Source organism: Micromonospora sp. NPDC048947, from assembly GCF_040649495.1.
GTDB classification, from domain to species: Bacteria; Actinomycetota; Actinomycetes; order Mycobacteriales; family Micromonosporaceae; genus Micromonospora; species Micromonospora alfalfae.
In genome coordinates this window covers 375,021-395,743 of the sequence record NZ_JBEZFO010000002.1, presented here as the reverse complement: position 1 = coordinate 395,743, position 20,723 = coordinate 375,021, and the positions used below count along the sequence as shown (strand labels likewise).

19 protein-coding genes are annotated in these 20,723 nt (G+C 71.5%); 8 read left to right on the top strand and 11 right to left on the bottom strand.

Annotated elements, in window-relative coordinates; translation table 11 throughout:
* Nucleotides 1-3: 3 nt before the first annotated feature.
* Nucleotides 4-645, bottom strand: coding sequence for a response regulator transcription factor (locus AB0B98_RS05215; protein ID WP_357361047.1), 642 nt, complete (start codon nt 643-645; stop codon nt 4-6).
* Nucleotides 642-1,793, bottom strand: a complete 1,152-nt coding sequence (locus tag AB0B98_RS05210) for a histidine kinase (RefSeq protein WP_238672747.1) — start codon at nt 1,791-1,793, stop codon at nt 642-644. The genes AB0B98_RS05215 and AB0B98_RS05210 overlap by 4 nt, the downstream gene beginning before the upstream one ends.
* 167 nt (nt 1,794-1,960) lie before the next feature.
* Between AB0B98_RS05210 and AB0B98_RS05205 the strand changes: the two genes are divergently transcribed.
* Nucleotides 1,961-2,608 carry a DedA family protein gene (locus tag AB0B98_RS05205; RefSeq protein WP_357361136.1) on the top strand — a complete coding sequence of 216 codons (648 nt, stop codon included), beginning with the start codon at nt 1,961-1,963 and terminating at the stop codon, nt 2,606-2,608.
* Nucleotides 2,609-2,650: 42 nt separating this feature from the next.
* Here AB0B98_RS05205 and AB0B98_RS05200 read toward each other — a convergent pair whose 3' ends face one another.
* A complete protein-coding gene (locus tag AB0B98_RS05200; RefSeq protein ID WP_238672746.1) occupies nt 2,651-3,289 on the bottom strand; it encodes a TetR/AcrR family transcriptional regulator in 639 nt (212 codons plus the stop codon).
* Nucleotides 3,290-3,356: 67 nt separating this feature from the next.
* Between AB0B98_RS05200 and AB0B98_RS05195 the strand changes: the two genes are divergently transcribed.
* From AB0B98_RS05195 to AB0B98_RS05185, 3 genes are all read left to right on the top strand, one after another.
* A complete protein-coding gene (locus tag AB0B98_RS05195; RefSeq protein ID WP_357361045.1) occupies nt 3,357-3,809 on the top strand; it encodes an SCP2 sterol-binding domain-containing protein in 453 nt (150 codons plus the stop codon).
* A gap of 1 nt (nt 3,810) precedes the next feature.
* Nucleotides 3,811-5,025, top strand: coding sequence for an acyl-CoA dehydrogenase family protein (locus AB0B98_RS05190; protein WP_357361043.1), 1,215 nt, complete (start codon nt 3,811-3,813; stop codon nt 5,023-5,025).
* Nucleotides 5,026-5,277: 252 nt separating this feature from the next.
* Entirely contained in the window at nt 5,278-6,840 is a 1,563-nt protein-coding gene (locus tag AB0B98_RS05185; protein ID WP_357361041.1) for an AMP-binding protein, read from the top strand.
* 55 nt (nt 6,841-6,895) lie between these two features.
* On the opposite strand, the gene AB0B98_RS05180 is transcribed toward AB0B98_RS05185, so the two are convergent.
* The 5 genes from AB0B98_RS05180 to AB0B98_RS05160 form a co-directional block, all read right to left on the bottom strand.
* Complete coding sequence (locus tag AB0B98_RS05180; protein ID WP_357361039.1) at nt 6,896-8,098, bottom strand: hypothetical protein; 1,203 nt, start codon at nt 8,096-8,098, stop codon at nt 6,896-6,898.
* A gap of 5 nt (nt 8,099-8,103) precedes the next feature.
* Nucleotides 8,104-8,688: a SigE family RNA polymerase sigma factor gene (locus AB0B98_RS05175; protein WP_357361037.1), complete on the bottom strand. Its 585-nt coding sequence runs from the start codon at nt 8,686-8,688 to the stop codon at nt 8,104-8,106.
* A 495-nt stretch (nt 8,689-9,183) separates the two neighbouring features.
* The gene (purD, locus tag AB0B98_RS05170) at nt 9,184-10,434 is read right to left on the bottom strand and encodes a phosphoribosylamine--glycine ligase (RefSeq protein ID WP_357361035.1); all 1,251 of its coding nucleotides are present in this window, start codon (nt 10,432-10,434) and stop codon (nt 9,184-9,186) included.
* Nucleotides 10,435-10,553: 119 nt separating this feature from the next.
* Nucleotides 10,554-11,483, bottom strand: a complete 930-nt coding sequence (locus AB0B98_RS05165; protein WP_357361033.1) for a type IV toxin-antitoxin system AbiEi family antitoxin domain-containing protein — start codon at nt 11,481-11,483, stop codon at nt 10,554-10,556.
* A 198-nt stretch (nt 11,484-11,681) separates the two neighbouring features.
* Nucleotides 11,682-12,971, bottom strand: coding sequence for an adenylosuccinate synthase (locus AB0B98_RS05160; RefSeq protein ID WP_238672740.1), 1,290 nt, complete (start codon nt 12,969-12,971; stop codon nt 11,682-11,684).
* A 124-nt stretch (nt 12,972-13,095) separates the two neighbouring features.
* Between AB0B98_RS05160 and AB0B98_RS05155 the strand changes: the two genes are divergently transcribed.
* Both AB0B98_RS05155 and AB0B98_RS05150 read left to right on the top strand, forming a co-directional pair.
* A complete protein-coding gene (locus AB0B98_RS05155; protein WP_357361031.1) occupies nt 13,096-14,166 on the top strand; it encodes a diacylglycerol kinase family protein in 1,071 nt (356 codons plus the stop codon).
* An 818-nt stretch (nt 14,167-14,984) separates the two neighbouring features.
* Nucleotides 14,985-16,748 (top strand): chromosome partitioning protein, encoded by a 1,764-nt coding sequence (locus tag AB0B98_RS05150; RefSeq protein ID WP_357361134.1) that lies wholly within the window; start codon nt 14,985-14,987, stop codon nt 16,746-16,748.
* A 45-nt stretch (nt 16,749-16,793) separates the two neighbouring features.
* On the opposite strand, the gene AB0B98_RS05145 is transcribed toward AB0B98_RS05150, so the two are convergent.
* A complete protein-coding gene (locus tag AB0B98_RS05145; RefSeq protein ID WP_238672738.1) occupies nt 16,794-17,222 on the bottom strand; it encodes a DUF3151 domain-containing protein in 429 nt (142 codons plus the stop codon).
* A gap of 249 nt (nt 17,223-17,471) precedes the next feature.
* Between AB0B98_RS05145 and AB0B98_RS05140 the strand changes: the two genes are divergently transcribed.
* The gene (locus tag AB0B98_RS05140; protein WP_357361028.1) at nt 17,472-18,665 is read left to right on the top strand and encodes a hypothetical protein; all 1,194 of its coding nucleotides are present in this window, start codon (nt 17,472-17,474) and stop codon (nt 18,663-18,665) included.
* Nucleotides 18,666-18,716: 51 nt separating this feature from the next.
* Here the strand turns inward: AB0B98_RS05140 and fbaA are convergent, their stop codons facing one another.
* Both fbaA and AB0B98_RS05130 read right to left on the bottom strand, forming a co-directional pair.
* Nucleotides 18,717-19,742, bottom strand: coding sequence for a class II fructose-bisphosphate aldolase (gene fbaA / locus AB0B98_RS05135; RefSeq protein ID WP_124853722.1), 1,026 nt, complete (start codon nt 19,740-19,742; stop codon nt 18,717-18,719).
* Nucleotides 19,743-19,877: 135 nt separating this feature from the next.
* Entirely contained in the window at nt 19,878-20,261 is a 384-nt protein-coding gene (locus AB0B98_RS05130; RefSeq protein ID WP_030491363.1) for a phage holin family protein, read from the bottom strand.
* A gap of 123 nt (nt 20,262-20,384) precedes the next feature.
* Between AB0B98_RS05130 and AB0B98_RS05125 the strand changes: the two genes are divergently transcribed.
* Nucleotides 20,385-20,597 (top strand): hypothetical protein, encoded by a 213-nt coding sequence (locus AB0B98_RS05125; RefSeq protein WP_238672736.1) that lies wholly within the window; start codon nt 20,385-20,387, stop codon nt 20,595-20,597.
* The last annotated feature ends 126 nt before the right edge of the window (nt 20,598-20,723 follow it).

The following is a 20,723-nucleotide window of genomic DNA, read 5'->3' as shown; positions in this document are numbered from 1 at the left end:
CCGTCACAGCAGGTCGGCGTCGTGCACCAGGATGGCCAGCTGCACCCGGTTCCCCGCGTGGAGTTTCGCCAGCGCCCGGCTGACGTGTGCCTTGACGGTGGCCTCGCTCATCGTCAGCCGCCGGGCGATCTCCGCGTTGCCGTGCCCGCGCGCCACCTCCCGGACGATCGCCAGCTCCCGCCCGGTCAGCGGTGCGAGCCGCTCACGGGCCGCGTCCCGGCGGGCCGGACCACGCTCGGCGAACGAGCTGATCAGGCGGCGGGTCACCGTCGGGGCGAGCATCGCGTTGCCGGCGGCCACCGTCCGAACGGCGGCGGCCAACTCGCGGGGCGGGGTGTCCTTGAGCAGGAAGCCGACAGCCCCGGCCCGCAGCGCCCGGTGCACGTACTCGTCGAGGTCGAAGGTGGTCAACATGATCACCTTCGGGCCGACGGCGACCACCGCGGGCGCGACGGTCAGCCCGTCGACGCCCGGCATCCGCACGTCGAGCAGTACCACGTCGGGGCGTAACCGCTGGGCCTGATCCAGCGCGCCGACGCCGTCGGCCGCCTCGCCGACGACAGTGATGTCCTCAGCCGCCTCAAGGATCAGCCGCAGCCCGGCCCGAACAAGCTGCTCGTCGTCGACCACCACCACCCGGATCACGCCGCACCCGCCAGCGGGATCAGGGCCCGGACCAGGAAGCCGCCGTCCACGGGAGCTGCCTCCAACCGGCCGCCGAGCAGCTCCACCCGCTCACGCAGCCCGAGCAGCCCCTGCCCGGCACCCGGCAGCCCCGACCCGCCCTCGGACGGGCCGTTGCGGATCAGCACCTCCAGCCCGTCGGGCAGGTAGCGCAGGCAGACAGTCGTCTCGGCGTCGGCCGCGTGCTTACGCACGTTGGTCAACGCCTCACGGACCACCCGGTACGCGGTACGGCCCAGCGTCGCCGGAAGTGCCGTCGGCACACCTTCGTCCTGCCGGGACACCCGCAGACCGGCGGCGCGGGACTCCCCGATCAACTCGTCCAACGTGTCGAGCCCTCGCTCCGGCGTCACGGCAGGGTCTGCCTGGCGCAGCACACCCAGCACCTCGCGCAGGTCGGTGAGCGCCTGCCGGCCGGTGGTCCGGATCAGCGCGGCGGCCTCGACGGTCGCCGGGTCGACGGCTGTCACCTCCAGCGCCCCGGCGTGCACCACCATCAACGAGACCCGGTGTGCCACCACGTCGTGCATCTCCCGGGCGATCCGGGTCCGTTCCTCGGCCCGGATCCGGTCGGCGCGGGCCTCCTGCTCGCGTTCCAGCCGCTCGGCCCGGTCCCGCAGAGCGGCGAGCGTGTCCTGACGGGCCCGCACCCAGAGACCGAAGACCAGCGGAAGCCCCACCAGGCAGGCGGCGAGAAGCAGCACGTTGCCGGTGCTGGCGGTGGTGATCCGGCGTACGCCACCCACCGCCAGCCCGACCAGCACCCCGCCGGTCAGCACCACTGCCACACCGGCGAGGTAGCCGGCGAGTTGGCGACCGCGCAACCGCAGACCAGCCTGGTACGAGGCCAGCACCCCGGCCGCCGCCGCGGCGAGCACCAACCAGCCGACCGCCGCGGCCAGGAACAACGGCCAGCGGCGGGACCGGATCGTGGCGGCGGCCCACGCCGAGCCCAGTGCGATCAGCAGCACGACAGCGCTCGGCAGCGGCGAGCGGACCCCGATGTCACCGGTCGCGCTGGCCCACACGGCCACGGCGACCAGGACGGCGAGCAGCAGCGGGGCGTACCGATGGACGACCCGCCGGGGGGCGACGGCGCTGGAGGCCACGCAGCGAGCCTAGAGCGCAGCCGACGGATGGGGGCGCCTCGCAACGCCGTACCCGGGTGAGGTGGGGGATGACCCCTATGCGCAGTCCGGGCCGGCCGCTACCTAAGTAGTGCCGCCCGCCTGACCACTGGCCGATGTCGGGAGCCGCCGCCCCGACCAGCATCAGGATCATGGATCTGCTCGACCTGCTGCACGACACGATGTCCTCGCCCTGGGTGTACCTGGCGATCTTCGCGATCGCGGTGCTCGACGGCTTCTTCCCGGTGGTACCGAGCGAGACGGCGGTGATCACCGCAGGGGTGTTCGCGGCCTCCGGTGCGCCGTACCTTCCTGCGGTGATCCTGGTGGCCGCGAGCGGAGCACTGATCGGCGATCACATCTCGTACGCCATCGGTCGGGGCGGTGGCACCCGGCTACTCGACCGGCTGCCAGCCGAGGGCCGGCGCAGGGCCGCCATCGAGTGGGCCCGTCGAGGGATCGCCACCCGGGGCGGCCTCATCCTCACCGTGGCCCGTTATGTGCCGGGCGGCCGGACGGCGGTCACTCTCACCATGGGCGCTGTGCGCTATCCCCGACGGCGGTTCCTGGCCTTCGACGCCCTCGCTGCCGGCTCGTGGGGTCTCTACTCCGGGCTGGTGGGCTACCTCGGCGGAATGGCCTTCGAGCAGGACCCGCTGCGCGGTCTCCTGCTTGGTCTGGGCCTCGCGCTGGGCGTGACCACCATCGTCGAGGTGGTTCGCTGGCTGGGCCGGCGTCGCCGATCCACGGGGTCGGCGTCGGCGACCGAACCGGTGCGCCGAGTGCCGGTGCGCTGACCTCGGGGGGGCTGCCGGGGCCGGGCGCTGACCTCGGGGCGGTCAGTCGGCGGCCGGGCGCCAGACGACGCCGTGCAGCAGTTGGGCGGCACCGAGCCAGGCCACGTTCATCATCCGGGTGGCGGTCTTCTCCGGGTCGGCCTCCGGGTGGTCCGCGAGCCAGTCGGCAAGCGACTCGGTCGCGCCGACCAGTGCGTACGCGACGACCTCCAGGTCGACGGCGGCGATCTCCCGGCCTTCGGCGCGCAGGGCGTGGTCGAGCATCCCGGCGACCACCTCGACCAGCCGGGCCCGCATGGTGGCCAACTCGCCAGCGAACGGCTGCTCACCCCGGGCCTGCCGGTAGAGCACCGCCCAGCCGTCGCGGTGCGCGCCCACGAAGCCGAAGAACGCCCGCAGCCCGCGCCAGAGCCGCTCGTCGGCCGGCAGGTCGGGAGCCGCCGCCCCGGCGATGGCCTGCATCATCCGGGTGCCCTCCCGGTGCAGACAGGCGACGAAGAGCTCCTCCTTGGTGCCGAGGTACGCGTACACCATGGGTTTGGAGATGCCGGCGTCCTCGGCGATCTCGTCCATGCTGGCGGCGTGGAAGCCACGTCGGGAGAAGACCTTGACGGCCGCGTCGAGCATCTGCTGCTCGCGGACGGCGCGAGGCAGGCGCTTGAATGCGGGGACGCTGGACACCTTGCGAGCATACCTACTCGTGCGTAGGGTTACGCGCGAGTAGCCAATCTTCCGGAAGGCGCACCTGATGACTGACTTCGACCCGGCCACCTTCGCGAACGTCGGCCCCAAGGAGTTCGCCCAGCTGGTCAAGTCCACCCCGGACGACAAGATCGCCCAGGTGATGTCCGGTGACATGCGGGACAAGGTCCTGGGCGAGGTGTTCGGTCGGATGCCGTCGCTGTTCCGCGCGGACCGGGCCGGTTCCACCAACGCGGTCATCCACTGGGTCATCACCGGTCGTCCCGACGGCGGCAGCGACACCTACGAGGTGGTCATCGCCGACGGCACCTGCGTCGTGAACCAGACCCCGCAGCACGACCCGAAGCTGAGCCTCACCATGGGCCCGGTCGAGTTCCTGAAGATCGTCTCCGGTGGCGCCAACCCGGTGATGATGTTCATGACCGGCAAGTTGAAGGCGAAGGGCGACCTGGGCCTCGCCGCCAACATCGCCAACCTGTTCGACATCCCCAAGGCCTGACATGGCTGAGTTCTCGCTCGACCTGAACGAGGAACAGCGGGATCTACGCGACTGGGTGCACGGCTTCGCCGCCGAGGTCGTGCGCCCGGCCGCCGCCGAGTGGGACGAGCGCGAGGACACCCCGTGGCCGGTGATCCAGGAAGCCGCCAAGGTCGGCCTCTACGGCTTCGAGTTCCTCGCCACCTGCTGGGCCGACCCGACCGGGCTCTCCCTTCCGATCGCCAGCGAGGAACTCTTCTGGGGTGACGCCGGCATCGGCCTGAGCATCTTCGGCACCTCACTCGCCGTCGCCGCCATCTACGGCGCCGGCACCCCCGACCAGATGGTCGAATGGGTGCCGCAGTGCTTCGGCGACGTCGACTCGCCGGCCGTCGCCGCCTTCTGCACCAGCGAGCCGGAAGCCGGCTCCGACGTCGGCGCGATGCGCACCCGGGCCGTCTACGACGAGGCCACCGACGAGTGGGTGCTCACCGGTCAGAAGGCGTACGCCACGAACGGCGGAATCGCCGGAGTGCACGTGGTCACCGCCTCCGTCGACCCCGCGCTCGGCTCCCGGGGTCAGGCGGCGTTCGTCGTACCGCCGGGCACCCCCGGCCTGGCCGCCACCCGCAAGCTGCGCAAACTCGGCCTCCGCGCGTCCCACACCGCCGACGTCTTCCTCGACGGGGTACGCGTACCCGGACGCTGCCTGCTCGGCGGACGGGACGCCCTGCTGGAACGCCTGGACCGGGCCCGCTCCGGTCAGCGGGCCACCGGGCAGGCCGCGATGCGCACCTTCGAGCTGTCCCGACCCACAGTCGGCGCCCAGGCGCTCGGCGTGGCCCGGGCCGCCTACGAGTACGCGCTCGACTACGCGAAGGACCGGGTCCAGTTCGGACGCCCGATCATCGAGAACCAGGCGGTCGCGTTCGCGCTGGCCGACATGCGGATGGAGATCGACGCGGCGCGGCTGCTGGTCTGGCGGGCCTCGTGGATGGGCCGTAACAACCGCCCGTTCACAGCTGGCGAAGGGTCGATGTCCAAGCTCAAGGCCGGCGAGGCGGCCGTGTCGGTCACCGAGAAGGCCGTGCAACTGCTCGGCGGAGCCGGCTTCCTGCGTGACCACCCGGTCGAGCGCTGGTACCGGGACGCCAAGATCTACACCATCTTCGAGGGCACCTCCGAGATCCAGCGACTCGTCATCTCGCGGGCGATCTCCGGGATGCAGATCCGCTGACCGACCGGCGCCCTGCGGCTCGGGGGTGCCCAACGGCCGGCCGGCCCGGGGGCGGGCGGTCCCTGCTCCGGCCGGCCGCGCCGCACGCCGCCGCGCACCGCAGCCGGAATCCACGATCTGTGCAGTCTTCGTCACCCCACGCCGACGCGGACTGGGCCTTCCGCAGCGCCCAGTGCATGATCAAGGAAAGAAGCCCTGATGGACGGGGGAACCAGTCGCCCGTCCGCGCACCGCCCGTAGGAGGTCTGCGGCATGGACCTGCCGTTCTTCGTCGCCACGCTGACTCGTCGCGGGCTGCTCATGCCGGGCAGCCCGATCCGGATCACCTCTCAGCTCAACGCGTTGCGCACCTGGGGGTGGAGCCTGGCCGGCGAACTACGCCAGGCAGCCGCCCGCGACCCTGGCCGGCTGGCGGTCATCGACGAGGACGGCACCGAGCTGACCTACCAGGACCTCCTCGACCGGGCCGAACGGATGGCCCGGTCGATGCGGGCCGGGCTCGGCGTACAGGCCGGCGACCGGATCGGCGTGCTCTGCCGCAACCACCACGGGCTGATCGAGACGATCGTCGCAGCCAACCTGCTGGGTGTGGACGCGGTCCTGGTCAACACCGGGCTCTCCACCGCCCAACTGGTCACCGTCGCCGAGGAGCAGCGACTCCGGCTGCTGGTGCACGACGACGAGTTCGCCGAGCGGGTCCTCGGCCTCCCCGCCGAGCTGCCCCGCCTCGACGAACGCACCCGCGAGGAGTTGGTCGCCGGGGCCCTCCCGGGCGAGCTGCACCCTCCGGAGCGCGACGGCAGGATCATCGTGCTCACCTCGGGCACCACCGGGGCACCCAAGGGCGCCCGACGACCCACGCCCAGTGGTTTCGGCCCGCTGGTGTCCATCATCGATCGCATCCCGCTGCACACCCGCGATCGGGTAATGATCACAGCGCCGATCTTCCACACCTGGGGCTTCGCCGCCCTCCAGGTCTGTTTCGCGCTACGGGCCACCATCGTGCTGCAGCGCCGCTTCGACCCGGCCGCCACGCTCACCGCGCTGCACCATCACCGGTGCGACGCGCTCTTCGCCGTACCCGTGATGGTGCAGCGACTGCTGGAGGTGCCCGCGCCAGACCCGCGTCCGCCACTCAAGGTCGTCGCCGTCAGCGGTTCGGCGCTGCCTGGTGGGCTCGCCCCGAAGTTCATGGACGTCTACGGAGACGTCCTCTACAACCTCTACGGCTCCACCGAGGTCTCCTGGGCCTCCATCGCCGGTCCCCAGGATCTGCGCGAGGCACCCACGACGGCAGGCCGACCACCACACGGGACCCGGCTGGAGTTGCTCGACGACAACGGGCAGCCGGTCGCGAACGGACAGGTCGGGCGGATCTTCGTCGGCAACGAGATGCTCTTCGAGGGGTACACCTCAGGTGCCAACCGGGAGACCCGCGACGGGCTGCTCGACACCGGTGACCTCGGCCGACTCAGCCCCGACGGGCTGCTCTTCGTCGACGGCCGGGCCGACGACATGATCGTCTCCGGTGGTGAGAACGTCTTCCCGTCCGAGGTGGAGGATCTGCTCGCCCAACTGCCACAGGTCCGCGAAGCGGCCGTGATCGGCGTGCCCGACCCCGAGTACGGCCAGCGACTGTCGGCGTTCCTCGCCCTGCACCCCAACGAGACGCTCGACCCCGAGGCGGTACGCGAGTACGTCCGGCACTACCTGGCCCGATTCTCCGTCCCCCGAGACGTGATCTTCGTGAAGTACCTGCCCCGGAACGCCACCGGCAAGGTGCTCAGCCGGGAACTACGCCGCTACTACGGCTGACCGCCCCGAAACCGTCAGCGAAAGCCGACGAGTTCCGGGGCGGTTACCGCCCCCGTCAGTCGACCGTCAGCGAAGGCCGCCAGTCCGGCTTGGCCTCGGCGAGGTCGAGGCGCTGGAACAAGCCCTTCGTGCCCTGCTCATCGAGCGTTCCGCTGTGTGCGTCGATCTTGACCACCATCCCCCGTACGTCGAGCACCTCCAGCGTCTCCGACGAACTCGGATCAGCGGCAGCGTAGAAGGAAGCCTGATGACCGTCGACTGTGGTGTTCGGCGGCCGGAAGAATTCCTTACCTTTCAACTCGGCCCGAACCTTGTCGGTCATCTCGACGTACGGAAAGAAGCCGACGTCCACCGTCTTCGCCCGCTGCCTGCCGGGATCCGCCGTGGAGGGTTCGGCGCTGTAGGTGACGCCGGCATACCACCGCCAGCCGTCCGGGGTGAGCGGCCCGGAGACGTTGGTCTGGATCGGCCGCACCTTCTGCGGCACCCCCTTCACCTGGGCCGGCATCCGCACCAGCTCGGTCGTACCGAACCTGAGCCTCTGCGCCACGTGCAGGGCGATCTCGCGGGCATCCTGCCCCGCCGCCCAGGGTGAGACATCGACAGCGGCCCAGCCGTCCGGGGCGTACTGCCAGCGGAGGGAGAGCCGGTCAGTGCCGTCGACGTCGTACTGGGTGAAGGTCGCCGATGTGCCCCGCACATCTGGCGCGGGCGCCGTAGTCAGGGTGGGTGCCCGTTGGTCGATGCCCATGACCTGCGGCGCGGGCGGCGTCACCCCTCGCGGGTGGAGACTGACCGCAACCCCTGCCCAGTTGGGGTTCGGCGAGTCGACGGCGTGCGCGATCAGGACGACACCCGGCCCGCTCAGCAGCAGACCCGACTGGTACTGCAAGCTGTCCAGACCCGACGGCAACCAACCGAACCGAACGTACTGAACGGTCGGATCGATCGTCTCCAACGCGGCCGGGATCCGGGACGTGTCGGGTGACGGCACCTCCCCGGTGTACGGCTCCAACGGCGCCAGCGCACCGACCATCTCCAGCGCCGGCGGCGACGACTCGTCCGGCGCGACCAGGCCCGGCACCGTGACCGCGCCGACGGCAACCGCGACCACCGCCAGCGCGGCACCCGCGCCCCGTGCGTACCAGCGCTGCCGCCGCCCGACGGTCATCGCCCGTTCGATGTTCACAACGACCGACGGTGTCTCGGCCGCCTCGACCTCGGCGCGCATCAACCGCGCCACATCCGTGTCATCCATCATCGTCAACCTCCGTGGGCCAACACACTGGTCGGCGTACCACTCGCCATGCCGGTCTGCATGGTGGTCGGCACGTCATCTCGGGCGGGGGCGAGCAGGCCTCGCAGCGTCGCCAGCCCCTTGGCGGTCTGGCTCTTGACGGTGCCCGGCGCGCAGCCGAGCGCCTGCGCCGTCTCCTCCACCGTCAGGTCCTGAAAGAACCGCAGCACCAGGACGGCGCGCTGCCGAGGCGCGACCTGGCGCAGCGCCGCCACCAGATCGAGCCGTTCAGCGGCGTCCGGGGCGGTCGGTGCGGGCCGCTCCGGTAGCAGGTCGGTGAGCCGCACCCGCGCCCAGCCGCGTCGCCGCTCGTCGATCAACCGTCGCATCAGCATCGTCCGCACCAGTGCGTTCAGGTTGCCGGCCCGCCGTGCCCGGGACCAGTTGCGGTACAGCTCGGTGAGCACCCGCTGCACGACGTCGTCGCCCTGGTGCCAGTCACCGCTCATCAGGTACGCCGTCCGCCGCCACTGCGGCAGACCAACCCGAACGCACTCGGTGTACTCGGCATCGGCCGCGGCCCGCTCGGCCGATGTCCGGCTCAGCGGCATCCTCGGACCTGTCCTCCCACCGGCCACCAACAGCACGGCGATCGTCCGCAAACCCGCATTTCCACTCCTCGCGTCGTTGTGCCTCCGACACCGCTAAGTCGTGGCCGGAGCAACGCAGGGTTGCCCCGCGGGGGGCGACAACCTCACCGGACCGGCGCATCTCCTGCCCGCAACGACCCGCCACCCGACCGACCGACCGGGCCACTCGGCCAGGCGACGGATCGGCACGCCGGCTGGACTGTCGGCGGCCGTCCGGCCGTGGTGGGGACAGAACGTGCCCGGGTGCGGCCCTTCAGGGTGCCGTTCGGCGGCACCGGAGCATGGCGAACCCGCCGACCGCGCCCACGGCGATCCGCTCCGCCCGCCCGGATCAGGGCATCGAGCTACGCGATCATGGACGACCTGCAAGGGTGGCCCGGAACAGGGTAGAGGTCCATCAGCCCGACCCACACCGCGGACGTTCGCGATCGAAACCCAGCCCGCCGACGCGGGGACTCAGCTGGGGATCGTGATCCGGTTCTCGATCGCGGCGGCGGCGATGTCGGTGCGATGCTGCGAGCCGGCCAACTCCACCCCGTCCACCAGCGCGTACGCGGCGTCCCGCGCGGCAGCCAGGTCGGCGCCGGTGGCCGTACCGCAGAGGACCCGGCCGCCAGCGGAGAGCAACGCGCCGTCGCTGGCCCGGCGGGCGGTGCCCGCGTGGATGATGCCCGGACGGTCCGCACCGGTGATCACGTCGCCGGTGCGCGGCGCCGCCGGATAACCCGCCGAGGCGAGCACCACCGTCACGGCGCTACCGTCGCGCCACCGCAGCGGCGGGTGCTCGGCCAACGAGCCGGTGGCCGCCGCGTGCAGCAGCCCACCCAGCGGGGTCTCCAGCAGCGCGAGCACCACCTGAGTCTCCGGGTCACCGAAGCGCGCGTTGAACTCGATCACCCGAGGGCCGGCGGCGGTGATCGCGAGCCCGACGTAGAGCAGGCCGGCGAACGGGGTGCCCCGGCGACGCATCTCCGCGAGCGTCGGGTGGACCACGTCGCGCATCACGTCGTCGACCAGCCCGGACGGGGCCCAAGCCAGCGGCGCGTACGCCCCCATGCCACCGGTGTTCGGCCCGGTGTCGCCGTCACCGAGCCGCTTGAAGTCCTGTGCCGGCACCAGCGGCAGCGCCGCCTCGCCGTCGGTGACCACGAAGAGGCTGACCTCCGGGCCGTCGAGGAACTCCTCGACCACGACACGTCCACACTCGTTCGCGTGCGCCAACGCGGCAGCCCGGTCGTCGGTCACCACCACGCCCTTGCCGGCGGCGAGCCCATCGTCCTTCACCACGTACGGCGCGCCGAACTCATCCAGCGCCCGAGCGGTGCTCGCCTCGTCCGTGCAGACGTACGCCCGGGCGGTCGGCACACCGGCGGCGGTCATCACGTCCTTGGCGAACGCCTTGGAGCCCTCCAGCTGCGCGGCAGCACCGGATGGACCGAACACGGCGATGCCCTTGGCGCGCACCGCATCGGCGACCCCGGCGACCAGTGGCGCCTCGGGCCCGATCACCACCAGGTCAGCGGCGGTCTCCACGGCCAACGCCGCCACCGCCGCCGGATCTGAGGCGCTCACCGCACGCAGCTCAGCCACCGAAGCGATCCCCGGATTACCAGGCGCCGCAACAACCGCGGAAACCCCCGAGTCGCCAGCCAGCCCGAGCGCGAGCGCATGCTCCCGCCCACCACCACCCACCAAAAGAACCCGCACGCCCGAGATCCTACTGTCCCCCACTAACTCCCCGTTGATCATGAAGTTATTGCCCTCCACCGCGGCGAGTCGTGGCAATAACTTCATGATCAACGGGGCGGAGGCGTTGGCAATCGGGATCAACGGTGACGGGAGTTGGCGATTGCCTGGCGGATGGTCCAGGGGATGTAGTCGGGGCGGAGGGTGTCGTCCCAGGTGAATCGGAGGACAGTCCAGCCTGCGTTGACGAGGCGATTCTGGCGGCGACGATCGGCATAGACGGCCTCCGGGGCGCCGTGCGGGCCGCGGCCGTCGGCCTCGGCGATGAGCCGGGGAACACTCCAGCCGAGATCGCCGATTCCCAACAGGTAGCCGTCCTCATCGCGGACCTCAAGTTGCAGTGCGTCCGGTGGCACCTTTCCGTCGACGCAGCGCAGCCGGGCCCGCGTCTCAAGCGGAGACTGCGAACGCCCATCGGCCTCGGTGAGATAGCCGCGCGCCGCCACCGCACCGCGTCGTCCGCGAATGAGGCCCGGAACGGAGAGCAGGTCATCGGTGGTCACGAGCCGACGGTTCAGCGCCGAATCCAGCACGCTCACCGCCGAGAACCGATCAACCCTCAGGCTCACGTCAGCAAGGGTCCGCAGCGGTTCGGTAGCGGTGATTCCGTGCACCCGGACAAGCTGCTCGGGCTGGATGACCAACTGGTGGACCACCACCTCCGGGTGAGCGAGCCGGGCGGGCCTGGCGATCGGGCCTGGCACCGATAGGTCGATCACGTCGGTGGCCCGCAGACCGGCCAGTCCGTGCAGTTCCGCGGCCGTTGCGAGCACAGCGGCTGCGGCTGGTCCAAAGGAGGCCACCGCAGCCCTGATCCGCGCCGATCGAGGAACGCCGTCGTACAGGTCGGCGTCCACCAGGTAGCTGCCACGCGCCACAACCCGCCAGCGTCCAGCCCGACAGAGCCGCTGCACCTCATGCGTGGTCAGGCCGGCCGCGCGCGCCTGCCCGAGCGTCACCACTCCGTCCTGCGCGGCCGCAACCCGCCGCGCCACGTCCAAGGCGTCCACCCGCCCACCCTGGCCCAGCCCGAAGCCTCAAAACACCCCCTGTGGACAACCACTCCGCCCCTGTGGATAACCAGCCTGATCACCACAGGTTGATCATGAAGTTATTGCCAGTCACGTCGGCGTGTCGTGGCAATAACTTCATGATCAACGCGGCGGGAAAGGGGGTGGGGGGTGGGGGCGGGCAGGGGGTCGGGGGGGTTAGGGGAGGAGGGGGTGGAGGACTACGTTTTCTTCTCGGCCTGGGCCTACGCCCACGACGCTCACCCTCGTGTTGCAGATCTCTTCGACCCTCGCGATGTAGCGGCGGGCGTTCTCCGGGAGGTCGTCGATGGTGCGGGCCTTGGTGATGTCCTCCCACCAGCCGTCGAGTTCCTCGAAGACCGGCTTGGCGTGGTGGAAGTCCGTCTGGCTCATCGGCATGTCGTCGACCCGAACGCCGTTGATCTCGTAGCCGACGCAGATCGGCACCTTGGGCAGGCCGGTGAGCACGTCGAGCTTGGTGATGACCAGGTCGGTGACGCCGTTGAGGCGGCAGGCGTACCGGGCGACGACAGCGTCGAACCAGCCGCACCGGCGCTCCCGCCCGGTGGTGGTGCCGTACTCCGCGCCGATCTTGCGCAGGTGGTCACCGTTGGCGTCGAACAGTTCGGTCGGGAACGGCCCGGCACCGACCCGGGTGGTGTACGCCTTGCTCACCGCGATGACCTTGTTGATCGCGGTCGGCGGGATGCCCGCCCCCACACAGGCGCCACCGGCCGTCGGGTTGGACGAGGTGACGAAGGGGTAGGTGCCGTGGTCCATGTCGAGCATGGTGGCCTGGGCGCCCTCCAGCAGCACCGTCTCGCCCCGGTCCAGGGCGTCCCAGAGCATCGCCCGGGTCTCCGCGATGTACGGCTTGAGCCGCTCCGCGTACGCCAGGTACTCCTCGACGGTCGCCTCAACGTCGATCGCCTTGCGGTTGTAGACCTTGAACAGGATCTGGTTCTTCTCGCGCAGGGCGAGTTCCAGCTTCTTGCGCAGGATGCCCGGGTCGAGCAGGTCCTGGAGGCGGATGCCGATCCGGGCGACCTTGTCGCCGTAGGCCGGGCCGATGCCACGGCCGGTGGTGCCGATCCGGGACGAGCCGAGGTAACGCTCGATGACCCGGTCCAGCGCCCGGTGGTGCGGCATGATCAGGTGCGCGTCACCGGAGATCCGCAGCCGGGACACGTCGACGCCGCGCTCCGCCAGGCCGTCGATCTCGGCGAGCAGCACCTTCGGGTCGACCACCACACCGTTGCCGATGACGATCATCGCGTTCGGCGAGAGCGCGCCGGACGGCATCAGGTGCAGCGCGTACTTCTGGCCGTCCGGGGTGATCACCGTGTGCCCGGCGTTGTTGCCGCCGGAGTAGCGCACGACGTAGTCGACCCGCTCACCAAGCAGGTCGGTAACCTTGCCCTTGCCCTCGTCGCCCCACTGAGCGCCGATGAGCACGATCGCTGGCATCTTTTCCGCCTCCAGAAGGCTCGGGTGCCAGGTGGCGACCGCTCGGCGAGCCCGGGGTGTCAGGTTAACAAGTAGTGACGGCGTGGCCGGCAGGGGTCGCGTCGAGAGGCAGGAGGCTCCTTCCGTGTACGACGTGGTGCTGCTCACCCTCGGTTCGGAGCGGGACGCTCCCGGGGGCTGTGGCAGCGGCGGGGCCTGCTGCGGCGGCGCGACCGGGGCCGACACCGGCCAGACCGACAGCAGCCAGGCCAACACCAGCCAGACCGACAGCAGCCAGACCGACAGCAGCCAGGCCGACACCGACACCGGGCAGTGCGCGACCGAGCGGCCACGGGTGCCGGTGCTGGCCTGCGCCGACGCGCTGAACGCCCGGGGTGCCCGCGTGGAGACGGTCACCGCCCGCTCCGACGCCGAGATCGACGCGGTGTTGGCGCGGCTCGACGGTCCGGCCCGACCGGACGGCCTCACCTGGCCGGACCCGGACAGCAAGACCCGGCTGGTCGTCGCCACGGCCAGCGACGGGCAGTTGCGCGCCGTGCTGCGCCGGCTGGTCAAGCGGTACGCCCCGGCGCCGAGCAAGCGCCCGGCGGATCTGCCCGGCAACCGGACCCTGCCCGACCTGCCGCCGGTGGCCGTACTCCCGCTCGACCCGGCCCGTGGCGGCACCCACCGGGACCTGGCCGCGCAGCTCGGGCTGCCCCGTGACCCGGCGGCGGTGGCCGCCGCGGTGCTGGACGGCACGCCGCGCCGGTTGGACCTGCTCCGCAACGATGGTGGCTCGGTGACCCTGGACGGCGCGCTCCTCGGCGCGGCCGACGACGCCGGCCGGCCGCTGCACTGGCGCGCCCGGGTGGAGGTCGACGACACCATCCTCAGCGACGGTGCGGAACCGCTGCTGGCCTGCGCGGTCGGGAACGCCGGCGGGTACGCGACGCTCAACGACGTGACGCTGTTGACCGCGCCGGACCCGGCCGACGGTCAGGTCGAGGTCGCGGTGGCCGTGCCGGTGGTCGTCCGCTCGGCGTGGGGGCGCAAGCGGGTACGCCTCGAAGTTCGGCGGGCTCGTGGACGGGCGGTGTCGGTGCTGCCCAGGGAGGGCAAGGTGCCTTACCTCGACGATGGTGTCGAAGGCGAGCTGACCCGTAAGCGTTCCTGGTGGGTCGAGCCGGGCGCCTGGGCGGTCTGGTCGAGCTGACCTCGACCGCACCGACCGGCCGACCTGTCTGCACCGATCGGCCCTGGTGGGCGATTGGGCCTATCCTCGCAGGAGGACTGGGGAGGGCCGTAATGGACGAGAACGCCGACCGGGCGCAGGTGCCCGGCCAGCAGCCGGTGCCGGAGCGGGACGTCGAACCACTCTGGCCGCCAGATCCGGGCGACCAGGGCGCGGTGCCACCGTGGGCTGCGGTCGCCGAGCAGCGGGGTGGGCCGTCTCCGGTCACCCATCCGGTCACGCCGCCGGTGGCCGCGCCGCCGATCGGGCGACCGCCGGCTCCCGGCCAGCCCGGCGCTGCCGCCCAGTCGCCGCCCTCGCCGTCGGACTACCCGTCGCTCACCGGCGCCGTCCCGGCACCTGGGGGGTGGACGGCAAGCGGCCCGTCCGGCGTCGGGTCGGGTTGGGCGCCGGCGCAGCCGAGTTGGCCGCCGCCGACCGACCCTGCCGCTGCGTCACCGCCGGCCGCTCCGCCAGCTACCGGTGTCCGGCCGACGCCGTCGGCGACCGGCCCGGGGAGCAACGGCGGGCCAGCCGGCCCCGGCGTCCCGGCTGTCGCCGCGACGCCGAGCACCACCTCCGCGCCGAGGGACGGCCGGCCCGCCGCGATCGACGGAGGCAGTGCCGCGCCCGATGCGGCCGGCCAGGTCGGTGACGCGGCGCAGGTGCAGTCCGGCGACCGGGGCCCGACGGCCGCGCCGGTCACCCCGGGCGGCGTCGACCTGAATCTGCCGTTCACGCTGGACCACCCGGCCGCCGCCGACCGCACCGCCGCACCGGCACCCGCCGAACGGCCCACCATGTCCGCAGCCACCGACCACCCCGCCGCACCCGCACCCGCCGGCCGGCCCACCACGGCGGCCACCGCGTCTGCCGCCGGTCCGAACGCCACCGACAGCCCGCGCGCCACCGACAGCCCGACGGCCGCCGGTTCCGCGCCGGCAGACCCCTCGGCCACAGCCCGCGCAGCGGCCAGACCGGCATCGCAGCCTGTCGGGTCGGCATCACAGCCTGCCGGGCCAGTGCCGCAGGCTGGCCGCCCGACACCACAGAATGGCGCGCCGACACCGCAGAATGGCGCGCCGGCACCGCAGAATGGCGCGCCGGCACCACAGCCCGGCGGGACCGCGCCGCAGCCCGGTGGTCCAGGTGCGGACGGGTCCGCCGACGGGCCGGCGCGCCCGATTGCCGAGTCGCCGTGGGCGTACCCGCCGCAGCGCCCGGCCGGAGCGGCCGCGCCCGCTCAGGACGAGGCCGGCGCGACGCCTCCGATTCCACCTCCGCCTCCGGTCGTCCCGCACGCTGGTCCCGCGCAGGCACACCCCGGGCAGCCGTTCATCCCCGGCCAGGCCGGCCCGGCGCAGATTCCGCCGCCGCCCGACGTGACGCAGTTCAGCAGCCCACCGCACGGCCTTGCCGCACCGCAGCACGCTCCCGGGCAGGCCGGGCCGGCGACCCCACCGCCGGGGCCGTTCCCGCCCTCGCCGGGTTGGTACCCACCGCCCTGGCAACAGGGCTCGCCCGGCGGCACGCCCGGTCAGCAGTACCAGGAGGCCGACGGGGTGACCCGGGTCCCGGCGCCCGCGTACCCGGACGCGACCGCGTACCCGGACGCCAGCTGGACACCGGACACCACAGCCGCGCCGACCGCCGAGGACTTCGCCCGGCGCCGTCAGGTTCGACCCGCCGACCCGGTGGCGACCATGGGTGTACGCGCGGTGGTCAACAAGATGGGCCTGCTCCGGCTCTCTCCGGGGCGGCACGAGCAGGAGCTCAAACGGGACATCGAGATGGTGCGCCGCAACTTCGGTGGTCTGCGGCAGGTGACCGTGGTCAACCCGAAGGGCGGCGCTGGCAAGACGGTGGCCATCCTGCTGCTCGCGATGACGTTCGGTCAGAAGCGTGGCGGCTACGTGCTGGCCTGGGACAACAACGAAACCCAGGGCACCCTCGGGATGCGCGCCCAACAAGACTTCCACTCCCGCACGGTGCGGGACATGTTGCGGGACCTCGGGCAGTTCCAGGGCGCGCACGGGCGCGTCGGCGACCTGTCGCAGTATGTCCGCTCGCAGGGCGAGGGGATGTTCGACGTCCTGGCCTCGGACGAGTCGGCCACCGGTGGCGAGATGTTGACGGCTGCCGCGTTCGCCGAGATCCGTGAGGTGGTCAGCCGGTTCTACAAGTTGATCTTCGTGGACACCGGGAACAACGTCCGGGCGCAGAACTGGCAGGCGTCGATGGACGCCACCGACCAGTTGGTTGTCACCATGTCGGCCCGTAACGACTCCGCCGAGACCGCCGCCCGGATGCTCGACCACCTGGAGCAGACCGGCCGGCAACGGCTGGTCCGTCAGGCCGTGACGGTGGTGTCGATGCCGCCGTCCCGCAAGGAGATCGACCTGCCGGCCATCCAGGAGCACTTCGCGGCCCGCACCCGGGCGGTGCTGCTGGCCCCGTACGAGCGGCTCATCGACAGTGGCGAGCCGATCCGGTACGGCGGGCTCTCCTCGGCCACCCGGGACGCCTGGCTGAAGATCGCCGCCGCGGTCGCCGAAGGGCTGTGACCCGCCGACGGCCGGCCCGATGTCGGGCCGGCCGTCGGGACGGGATCAGTTGCTCGCCAGCGCGTCCGCCGCTTCCGGGTCGCAGTCGCGCAGGAACTGGGCACAGCGGGCCGCCTCGTCGGCCTCGCCGATCTCGTCGGCGGCGCGGGACAGCACGTACAGGCAGCGGAGGAAGCCCCGGTTGGGCTCGTGTGACCACGGGACCGGGCCGTGCCCCTTCCAACCACTGCGGCGCAGCTGGTCGAGGCCCCGGTGGTAACCGGTGCGGGCGTACGCGTACGCCGCCACCACCTGGCCCTGCGCGAATGCCCGCGCCGCGAGCTCCGCCCAGGCCGCGCTGTAGGTCGGGAAGCCGGCCGCCACGTTGGCGTACGCCTCATCGGTGCCGGCCTCGTCGGCGGCGGCCAGGGCGGCGTCGGCCTCGTCGTTCACGGGCAGGCGGGTGGCCGGTGGCTCTGGCAAAAGGTTCTGCATCGCCCCATTCAACCCGCTGGACAGGGCGACACGCGAGCGGGTCGGCCGACGTGTCCCGCTGAACGGCTGAGGAGTTGGTCACGCCTGCGGCCTATGCCGCTGCCTGGTGTTTTCCACTACAACTAATGGTCCGGAGCCTCCCCAGGAACCGGTAATGCAGGAGCCCGGTGGCCACGACCATCGGGCTCCTGTCCGTTCCGCCACTGGCCCGAGGTTTGACCGGCCCTCGCGGAGGGGCAGGATGGCCCGGTGCCGACCCCACCTCCCGCAGACGTCATCGAGCCGCACCTGCATGCCGGTGAGATCCAGACCCGGGCCGAGTTCGACAGCCAGCTGAGCACCGGTCGGCTGGCCGGGCTGACCGTGCAGGGCCTGCGGCTCGACCTCACCCCGGTGCCCGACCTGACCGGCGTCGACGTCGCCGGCACCCTCTTCGTCGGTTGCCGGTTCGCGTCCCGGGACGTGGGCGCCGACCTGGTCCGGCGTGGCGCGAACGTGGTGCCGCCGTTCTCCGGGTTGCCGTACCCGACCCAGCCGACGCACCTCTACACCCCTGACGACCTGGCCGCCGGGTTCGCCGACGGCGGGTTCACCGGGATGTACGACACCCGGGTGTACGACCACTACCGGGCGCACGGCGGCGCGCTGCCGGACGTCAAGGAGGCGCTGGGTCAGCGGCTGCACGACCACGGCGTGGACAACGCGCTGGCCGACGCCACGAGGGTCTGGCTGGCCGCGTACGGGCCGCAGTCGGTGGTGGGCATCATGGGCGGGCACGCGGTGCGGCGCGGCAGTCCCGCGTACCGGATGGCGGCCGTGCTGGGTTGGGAGCTGGCGCGGGCCGACCGGCTGGTGGTGACCGGCGGCGGCCCGGGTGTGATGGAGGCGGCGAACCTGGGCGCCTACCTGGCGGACCGGCCGGAGACCGATGTGACGGCGGCGATCGACCTGCTGGCCACCGCGCCCGACTTCACCGACCACCACCGGTACACGGCCACGGCGCTGACGGTCCGGCAGCGCTACGCGGGGGTGCCCCGGCAACGCGGCGACGACCTGGGCTGGGCGCGTGCCGGTGGGCTGGCCATTCCGACCTGGCTGTACGGGCACGAGCCGGCGAACCTGTTCGCCGGGCGGATCGCGAAGTACTTCTCGAACGCGATCCGGGAGGACACCATCCTGCGCCTCGCCCGGGGCGGCATCGTCTTCGCGCCGGGGCGGGCGGGCACCGTGCAGGAGGTGTTCCAGGCGGCGACCAAGACCTACTACGGCACCGACGGTGCCAGCGGGGCGTACATCTTCCTGGACCGCGCGTACTGGACCGGGGAGCTGCCGGTGGAGGCGCTGTTGCGTCCGCTGCTGGCCGCGTCCCCGTTCGGTGATCTGTCGTCGACGATCCACCTCACCGACGACGTTCGCGAGGCGGTACGCCTGCTGACGACGTGACGACGACGGCCGACTCCCCGGGTGGGGAGCCGGCCGTCGGGTGGGACGTCGTTACTTGGTCATCGTGGTGCCGGTCGAGCGCAGGTGCTCGCAGGCCTCGACGACCCGGGCGGCCAGGCCGGCCTCGGCGGCCTTGCCCCAGGCGCGCGGGTCGTACTGCTTCTTGTTGCCGACCTCGCCGTCGATCTTCAGCACGCCGTCGTAGTTGCGGAGCATGTGGTCCACGACGGGGCGGGTGAAGGCGTACTGGGTGTCGGTGTCGATGTTCATCTTCACCACGCCGTAGTCCAGAGCCTCGCGGATCTCGCTCAGCAGGGAGCCCGAGCCACCGTGGAAGACCAGGCTGAGCGGCTTGTCCTTGCCGTACTTGGCGCCGACGGCGTCCTGGATCTGCTTGAGGATCTCCGGACGCAGCTTGACGTTGCCCGGCTTGTAGACGCCGTGCACGTTGCCGAAGGTCAGCGCCGCCATGTAGCGGCCCTTCTCGCCGAGGCCGAGCGCCTCGACCATGGCAAGGCCGTCATCGGTGGTGGTGTAGAGCTTGTCGTTGATGGCGTTCTCGACGCCGTCCTCCTCGCCACCGACGACACCGACCTCGATCTCAAGGACGATCTTGGCCTTGGCGGCCTCGTCGAGCAGCTGCGCGGCGATCTGCAGGTTCTCCGCGACCGGCACTGCCGAGCCGTCCCACATGTGCGACTGGTACAGCGGCTCCTCGCCGCGCTTCACCCGCTCCTGCGAGATGCCCATCAGCGGACGCACGAAACCGTCCAGCTTGTCCTTCGGGCAGTGGTCGGTGTGCAGGGCGATGTTCACCGAGTACTTCTTGGCGACCTCGTGCGCGTACGCGGCGAACGCCACCGCGCCGGTGACCATGTCCTTGATCGAGGGGCCGGAGAGGTATTCGGCGCCACCCGTGGAGACCTGGATGATGCCGTCGCTCTCCGCGTCGGCGAAGCCCTTGAGCGCTGCGTTCAGCGTCTGGGAGGAGGTCACGTTGATCGCGGGGTACGCGTACCGGCCAGCCTTGGCGCGGTCCAGCATCTCCGCGTAAGCCTCGGGGGAAGCGATGGGCATGTGATGTGCTCCTTACTTACCACTCTCGGCCGTGCTGGCCGCTGTTCTTCATTTGTGCGCCGGACCGCGCTGTCCTCCACCCGAAGTATCCCGTAGGTGAGGTGCACCGGAGAAACCGACCCGGGTGCCAGCCGCTCACCGGCGGTCGAGGTTGTCCGGCACGATGACGCTGATCAACCAGGTCACCACTGTCATCACGATGGCTCCCCAGAACGCCGGCCAGAATCCGTCCACCTGGAACGGCAGGTCGAGCCCGCGGGCTATCCGGTCGGTGAGCAGGAACAGCAACGCGTTGACCACCAGCGCGAACAGGCCCAGGGTCAGCAGGTAGAACACACAACCGACGACCCGGATCACCGGTTTGAGCACCGCGTTGATCACACCGAAGATCAGAGCCACCACGATCAGGGTGAGAACGGTGTTGCCACCCGAACGACCGTGCACGTCGACCCCGGGCACGATCAGCGTGGTTATCCACAACGCGACAGCGGTGATCGCCAGTCTGATGAGGAAGCCCACTGCACCATCCTGGCACCGGGTCGCGTCGCCGAGGGCTGATTCCGCCTACTCCGCTTCCGGGCGGCGCGCCGGCCCAACCCGTACGGTGGTGGGGACCGTGCCCCGAGACTCCCGGGAGGGATGATGGGTCAGCCCGACGAGGACTTCACCCCCGGCGACCACCTCGCGCCCGACGAACGCGACCCCGAGGCGGACCCGGCCGACGCGGTCGAGCAGGCCACTGTCGCCGGCCCGGCCGACGTCGACAGCGAGCCGCACCGTGGCCTGGAGGTCGGCGACTGGGACGCGATGGAGCAGGCCCGGGTGGTCACCGGGGACGAGGACGACTACCGCTGATTCCGTCGCGGGGTCGGTTGCCCGTTGCGACAGGGGTGTTCAGCCGTTCGGGTCATTAGACGAATATCGATCCGAAAGGGGTTACCGGAGGAGTCTGGGCGTCCCTAGGTTGGACGAGCGCCACCT